This window comes from Sphingomonas faeni (assembly GCF_003053745.1).
Taxonomy (GTDB): domain Bacteria; phylum Pseudomonadota; class Alphaproteobacteria; order Sphingomonadales; family Sphingomonadaceae; genus Sphingomonas; species Sphingomonas faeni.
Genome location: NZ_QAYE01000025.1, coordinates 1 through 5,900, shown reverse-complemented (window position 1 = coordinate 5,900; position 5,900 = coordinate 1). Strand labels below are relative to the sequence as shown.

Here is a 5,900-nt window from a genome sequence, read left to right as displayed (position 1 = left end):
AAGATGAAGGGACATGTGGGCGGCGGCTTGCGGTTTCCGGGCTCCTCAAGGGTTCGGAGTATCGTTTAAAGCTAAGTCGTTCTCATATGTCCTTCACATATTCCATATGTAATGGATGATTGTTGCGGTTTTCGGACTGTGGCGATTGTCTGAATGATATTGTGCAGAGCGGCTCCTTGAGATGAGCTGGTTGATCGTGGAATTCCACTGCGATTGGCTGGTGACATAAACTTGAGAGTTTGATCATGGCTCAGAATGAACGCTGGCGGCATGCCTAACACATGCAAGTCGAACGAAGGCTTCGGCCTTAGTGGCGCACGGGTGCGTAACGCGTGGGAATCTGCCCCTTGGTTCGGAATAACAGTTGGAAACGACTGCTAATACCGGATGATGACGTAAGTCCAAAGATTTATCGCCGAGGGATGAGCCCGCGTAGGATTAGGTAGTTGGTGTGGTAAAGGCGCACCAAGCCGACGATCCTTAGCTGGTCTGAGAGGATGATCAGCCACACTGGGACTGAGACACGGCCCAGACTCCTACGGGAGGCAGCAGTGGGGAATATTGGACAATGGGCGAAAGCCTGATCCAGCAATGCCGCGTGAGTGATGAAGGCCTTAGGGTTGTAAAGCTCTTTTACCCGGGATGATAATGACAGTACCGGGAGAATAAGCTCCGGCTAACTCCGTGCCAGCAGCCGCGGTAATACGGAGGGAGCTAGCGTTATTCGGAATTACTGGGCGTAAAGCGCACGTAGGCGGCTTTGTAAGTAAGAGGTGAAAGCCCAGAGCTCAACTCTGGAATTGCCTTTTAGACTGCATCGCTTGAATCATGGAGAGGTCAGTGGAATTCCGAGTGTAGAGGTGAAATTCGTAGATATTCGGAAGAACACCAGTGGCGAAGGCGGCTGACTGGACATGTATTGACGCTGAGGTGCGAAAGCGTGGGGAGCAAACAGGATTAGATACCCTGGTAGTCCACGCCGTAAACGATGATAACTAGCTGTCCGGACACTTGGTGTTTGGGTGGCGCAGCTAACGCATTAAGTTATCCGCCTGGGGAGTACGGCCGCAAGGTTAAAACTCAAATGAATTGACGGGGGCCTGCACAAGCGGTGGAGCATGTGGTTTAATTCGAAGCAACGCGCAGAACCTTACCAGCGTTTGACATGGCAGGACGACTTCCAGAGATGGATTTCTTCCCTTCGGGGACCTGCACACAGGTGCTGCATGGCTGTCGTCAGCTCGTGTCGTGAGATGTTGGGTTAAGTCCCGCAACGAGCGCAACCCTCGCCTTTAGTTGCCATCATTTAGTTGGGCACTTTAAAGGAACCGCCGGTGATAAGCCGGAGGAAGGTGGGGATGACGTCAAGTCCTCATGGCCCTTACGCGCTGGGCTACACACGTGCTACAATGGCGGTGACAGTGGGCAGCAAGCACGCGAGTGTGAGCTAATCTCCAAAAGCCGTCTCAGTTCGGATTGTTCTCTGCAACTCGAGAGCATGAAGGCGGAATCGCTAGTAATCGCGGATCAGCATGCCGCGGTGAATACGTTCCCAGGCCTTGTACACACCGCCCGTCACACCATGGGAGTTGGATTCACCCGAAGGCGTTGCGCTAACTCGTAAGAGAGGCAGGCGACCACGGTGGGTTTAGCGACTGGGGTGAAGTCGTAACAAGGTAGCCGTAGGGGAACCTGCGGCTGGATCACCTCCTTTCTAAGGATATCGGCAGAAAGCGCTGACAGGCCCGCATCTTATGGTGCCACCCTGTCGGAATAGCTTCTTCCATTCCAAAGAACATTAGCCGCCGTCCTCATGTCCCTTCATCACTAGGTTAGTCCACGAGACGAAACAGCTTCGCTGTTTTTCCCGTGGGCAAGCTCGGCCAGCGCGCGAAGCGCGCCTCTTGGGCGCAGTTCTGCTGCGTCTGACGGGCGCAGCGGGTGTGGGCCTGTAGCTCAGTTGGTTAGAGCGCACCCCTGATAAGGGTGAGGTCGGTGGTTCGAATCCACCTAGGCCCACCACACACAAGTGCGTTTGGGGCCTTAGCTCAGCTGGGAGAGCGGTTGCTTTGCAAGCATCAGGTCATCGGTTCGATCCCGATAGGCTCCACCATTTCGCAGTCGTAGAGGCGAGGCAGCAAAGCTGCCGCGCACTACGACAAGAACGGCCAGCGCCGTAAAGCGCGCCCGAGGGTCCCATCAAAGTATTACTTTGATGGGTGCCCCACAAGGCGCAGCTTAGCTGCGACTGACGGGCTCGCGAAACACGCACCATCAGCCATAACCTAGAGATGAAGAGAAACGGTTCGCCGTGCGAGAGCACGGTGATTGGGTCGAGACGACCCGTATTTGACATTGTGAATGGGTTTTTTAAAATCGATGCCGTGAGGTGCTCGATTTTGGGGACGAGGATTGCTTCGGCGGTTCGTGAGCGCTTCGGCGTCAGCGATCTGGACGAGCGGTTCGAGGCTCCAGATATCGACATCATCATAACTAATAATCTGGCTGAGATTATAATCATCCGCACCTGACAAAGGCCAACGCGCACTGCTCTGCCGAGTTGGTGATCCGAAAGGACACCCAGTGATGTCGTTGGTGGTGTGGACTCTCAAGCGTGAGGTAAGGGCAATTCGTGGATGCCTTGGCACATACAGGCGATGAAGGACGTGGCACGCTGCGATAAGCGTCGGTGAGCTGTGAGCAAGCTTTGACCCGACGATTTCCGAATGGGGAAACCCACCTATCCCGATTAATTCTACTTAAGCAGCAATGCTGGGGTAGAGTTAATTAGGTTAGGTATCACTTAGCTGAATACATAGGCTTCGTGAAGCGAACCCGGCGAACTGAAACATCTCAGTAGCTGGAGGAAAAGACATCAACCGAGATTCCGTTAGTAGTGGCGAGCGAACGCGGACCAGGCCAGTGCCTGAATTTCAACTAGTAGAAGTCTCTGGAAAGTGACGCCATAGCGGGTGACAGCCCCGTATACGAAAGTGAGAATTCAGGACTCGAGTAGGGCGGAACACGTGAAATTCTGTCTGAACATGGGGGGACCACCCTCCAAGCCTAAATACTCGTATGTGACCGATAGCGAACTAGTACCGTGAGGGAAAGGTGAAAAGCACCCCGATGAGGGGAGTGAAACAGTACCTGAAACGGATTGCCTACAAGCAGTTGGAGGGCTTTTATGGCCTGACAGCGTACCTCTTGCATAATGGGTCTGTGACTTAATGTATCAAGCAAGCTTAAGCCGATAGGTGTAGGCGCAGCGAAAGCGAGTCTGAATAGGGCGCCAGAGTTTGATGTATTAGACCCGAAACCCGGCGATCTAGGCATGACCAGGATGAAGGTGCAGTAACATGCACTGGAGGTCCGAACCGATTAACGTTGAAAAGTTACCGGATGAGTTGTGTTTAGGGGTGAAAGGCCAATCAAGCCGGGAAATAGCTGGTTCTCCGCGAAAACTATTGAGGTAGTGCCTCGCACGAACACCTTAGGGGGTAGAGCACTGGATGGGCTAGGGGGTCGCGAGATCTACCAAACCTAACCAAACTCCGAATACCTAAGAGTGATATGCGGGAGACAGACGGCGGGTGCTAAGGTCCGTCGTCAAAAGGGAAACAGCCCTGACCTACAGCTAAGGCCCCCAAATCGTATCTAAGTGGGAAAGCATGTGGGACTTCCAAAACAACCAGGAGGTTGGCTTAGAAGCAGCCATCCTTTAAAGAAAGCGTAACAGCTCACTGGTCTAAACAAGAGGTCCTGCGGCGAAGATGTAACGGGGCTCAAGATACGTGCCGAAGCTTAGGGTGTGCCACTTATGTGGTACGCGGTAGCGGAGCGTTCCGTAAGCCTGTGAAGCGATCTGGTAATGGGTCGTGGAGGTATCGGAAGTGCGAATGCAGACATGAGTAGCGATAAAGAGGGTGAGATGCCCTCTCGCCGAAAGACCAAGGGTTCCTGCGCAAGGCTAATCCGCGCAGGGTGAGCCGGCCCCTAAGACGAGCCCGAAGGGGGTAGTCGATGGGAACCACGTTAATATTCGTGGGCCTGGTGGTGTGTGACGGATCATGTGTGTTGTCATCCCTTATCGGATTGGGATGGCTTCGAAATGGTTCCAGGAAATAGCCCCACCGTATAGACCGTACCCGAAACCGACACAGGTGGTCAGGTAGAGTATACCAAGGCGCTTGAGAGAAGTGTCCTGAAGGAACTCGGCAAATTGCCTCCGTACCTTCGGAAGAAGGAGGCCCTCACTATGCGCAAGCACTTTGAGGGGGCACAGGCCAGGGGGTAGCGACTGTTTAGCAAAAACACAGGGCTCTGCTAAGTCGGCTTCAAGACGACGTATAGGGCCTGACGCCTGCCCGGTGCCTGAAGGTTAAGTGGAGGGGTGCAAGCTCTGAAATGAAGCCCAGGTAAACGGCGGCCGTAACTATAACGGTCCTAAGGTAGCGAAATTCCTTGTCGGGTAAGTTCCGACCTGCACGAATGGCGTAACGACTTCCCCACTGTCTCCAGGACATGCTCAGCGAAATTGAATTCTCCGTGAAGATGCGGAGTACCCGCGGTTAGACGGAAAGACCCCGTGCACCTTTACTGCAGCTTCAGAGTGGCATTAGGAAGAAACTGTGTAGCATAGGTGGGAGGCTTTGAAGCATCGGCGCCAGCTGATGTGGAGCCATAGGTGAAATACCACCCTGTTTGTTTCTGATGTCTAACCTCGTTCCGTAAGCCGGAACAGGGACCCTCTGTGGCGGGTAGTTTGACTGGGGCGGTCGCCTCCTAAAGAGTAACGGAGGCGCGCAATGGTGGGCTCAGGACGGTCGGAAACCGTCTGTTAGAGTGCAATGGCATAAGCCCGCCTGACTGCGAGACTGACAAGTCGAGCAGAGACGAAAGTCGGTCATAGTGATCCGGTGGTCCCTCGTGGAAGGGCCATCGCTCAACGGATAAAAGGTACGCCGGGGATAACAGGCTGATAACCCCCAAGAGCTCATATCGACGGGGTTGTTTGGCACCTCGATGTCGGCTCATCACATCCTGGGGCTGGAGCAGGTCCCAAGGGTTTGGCTGTTCGCCAATTAAAGTGGTACGTGAGCTGGGTTCAGAACGTCGCGAGACAGTTTGGTCCCTATCTGCCGTGGGCGTCGAAATTTGAGAGGAGTTGACCCTAGTACGAGAGGACCGGGTTGAACATACCTCTGGTGTACCAGTCGTTCCGCCAGGAGCGCAGCTGGGTAGCTATGTATGGACGGGATAACCGCTGAAAGCATCTAAGCGGGAAGCCTCCCTCGAGATAAGATTTCATAGAGCCGTCGGAGACCACGACGTTGATAGATCGGATGTAGAAGTGCGGTAACGCATGGAGCTAACCGATACTAATTGCTCTATTCGCGCTTGAGAGTCTCACACCATCAATGACAACACTGGGCAACCAGCTAGCCATTCGATAGTGCGGATGATTAAGACGACGCCAGATTGCCAATCCCCTCGCCGTCGAGGGATTGGTCACAAATACCACTAACCTTGCACGGTATCGATTTTAAAACCCCACCAAGCGTCAAGCGCGGTGGGGTATCCCAGATATGACGCGCTCGCATGTCGCACCGGCTCCATTGCCTGGTGGCTATAGCGTCGGTGTCCCACCCGATCCCATTCCGAACTCGGCCGTGAAACCCGACTGCGCCAATGGTACTATCGCTCAAGCGATGGAAGAGTAGGTCGTCGCCAGGCATTGAAGCCCGTGCAACATGCAACACGCAACATATCCAAAACCCATTCACAAATGTCTTCTACCCAACGTTCCTCAACAGGAACCGTCGCGGGGTGGAGCAGCCCGGTAGCTCGTCAGGCTCATAACCTGAAGGTCACAGGTTCAAATCCTGTCCCCGCAACCA

3 tRNA genes and 3 rRNA genes are annotated in these 5,900 nt (G+C 54.0%); all 6 read left to right on the top strand.

The features are described from left to right. The first annotated feature begins 227 nt into the window (after nucleotides 1-227). The 6 genes from C8J25_RS20055 to C8J25_RS20025 all read left to right on the top strand — a co-directional run bounded on the left by C8J25_RS20055 (nucleotide 228) and on the right by C8J25_RS20025 (nucleotide 5,900). Nucleotides 228-1,714, top strand: a 16S ribosomal RNA gene (locus C8J25_RS20055). 231 nt (nucleotides 1,715-1,945) lie between these two features. Then, a tRNA-Ile gene (locus tag C8J25_RS20050) sits at nucleotides 1,946-2,022 on the top strand. A 15-nt stretch (nucleotides 2,023-2,037) separates the two neighbouring features. Then, a tRNA-Ala gene (locus tag C8J25_RS20045) sits at nucleotides 2,038-2,113 on the top strand. A 496-nt stretch (nucleotides 2,114-2,609) separates the two neighbouring features. Next, nucleotides 2,610-5,405 (top strand): 23S ribosomal RNA (locus tag C8J25_RS20035). A 216-nt stretch (nucleotides 5,406-5,621) separates the two neighbouring features. Beyond that, a 5S ribosomal RNA gene (rrf, locus tag C8J25_RS20030) occupies nucleotides 5,622-5,736 on the top strand. The 16S, 23S and 5S rRNA genes sit together here with 3 tRNA genes alongside, the layout of an rRNA operon. A gap of 87 nt (nucleotides 5,737-5,823) precedes the next feature. Further along, nucleotides 5,824-5,900, top strand: a tRNA-Met gene (locus C8J25_RS20025).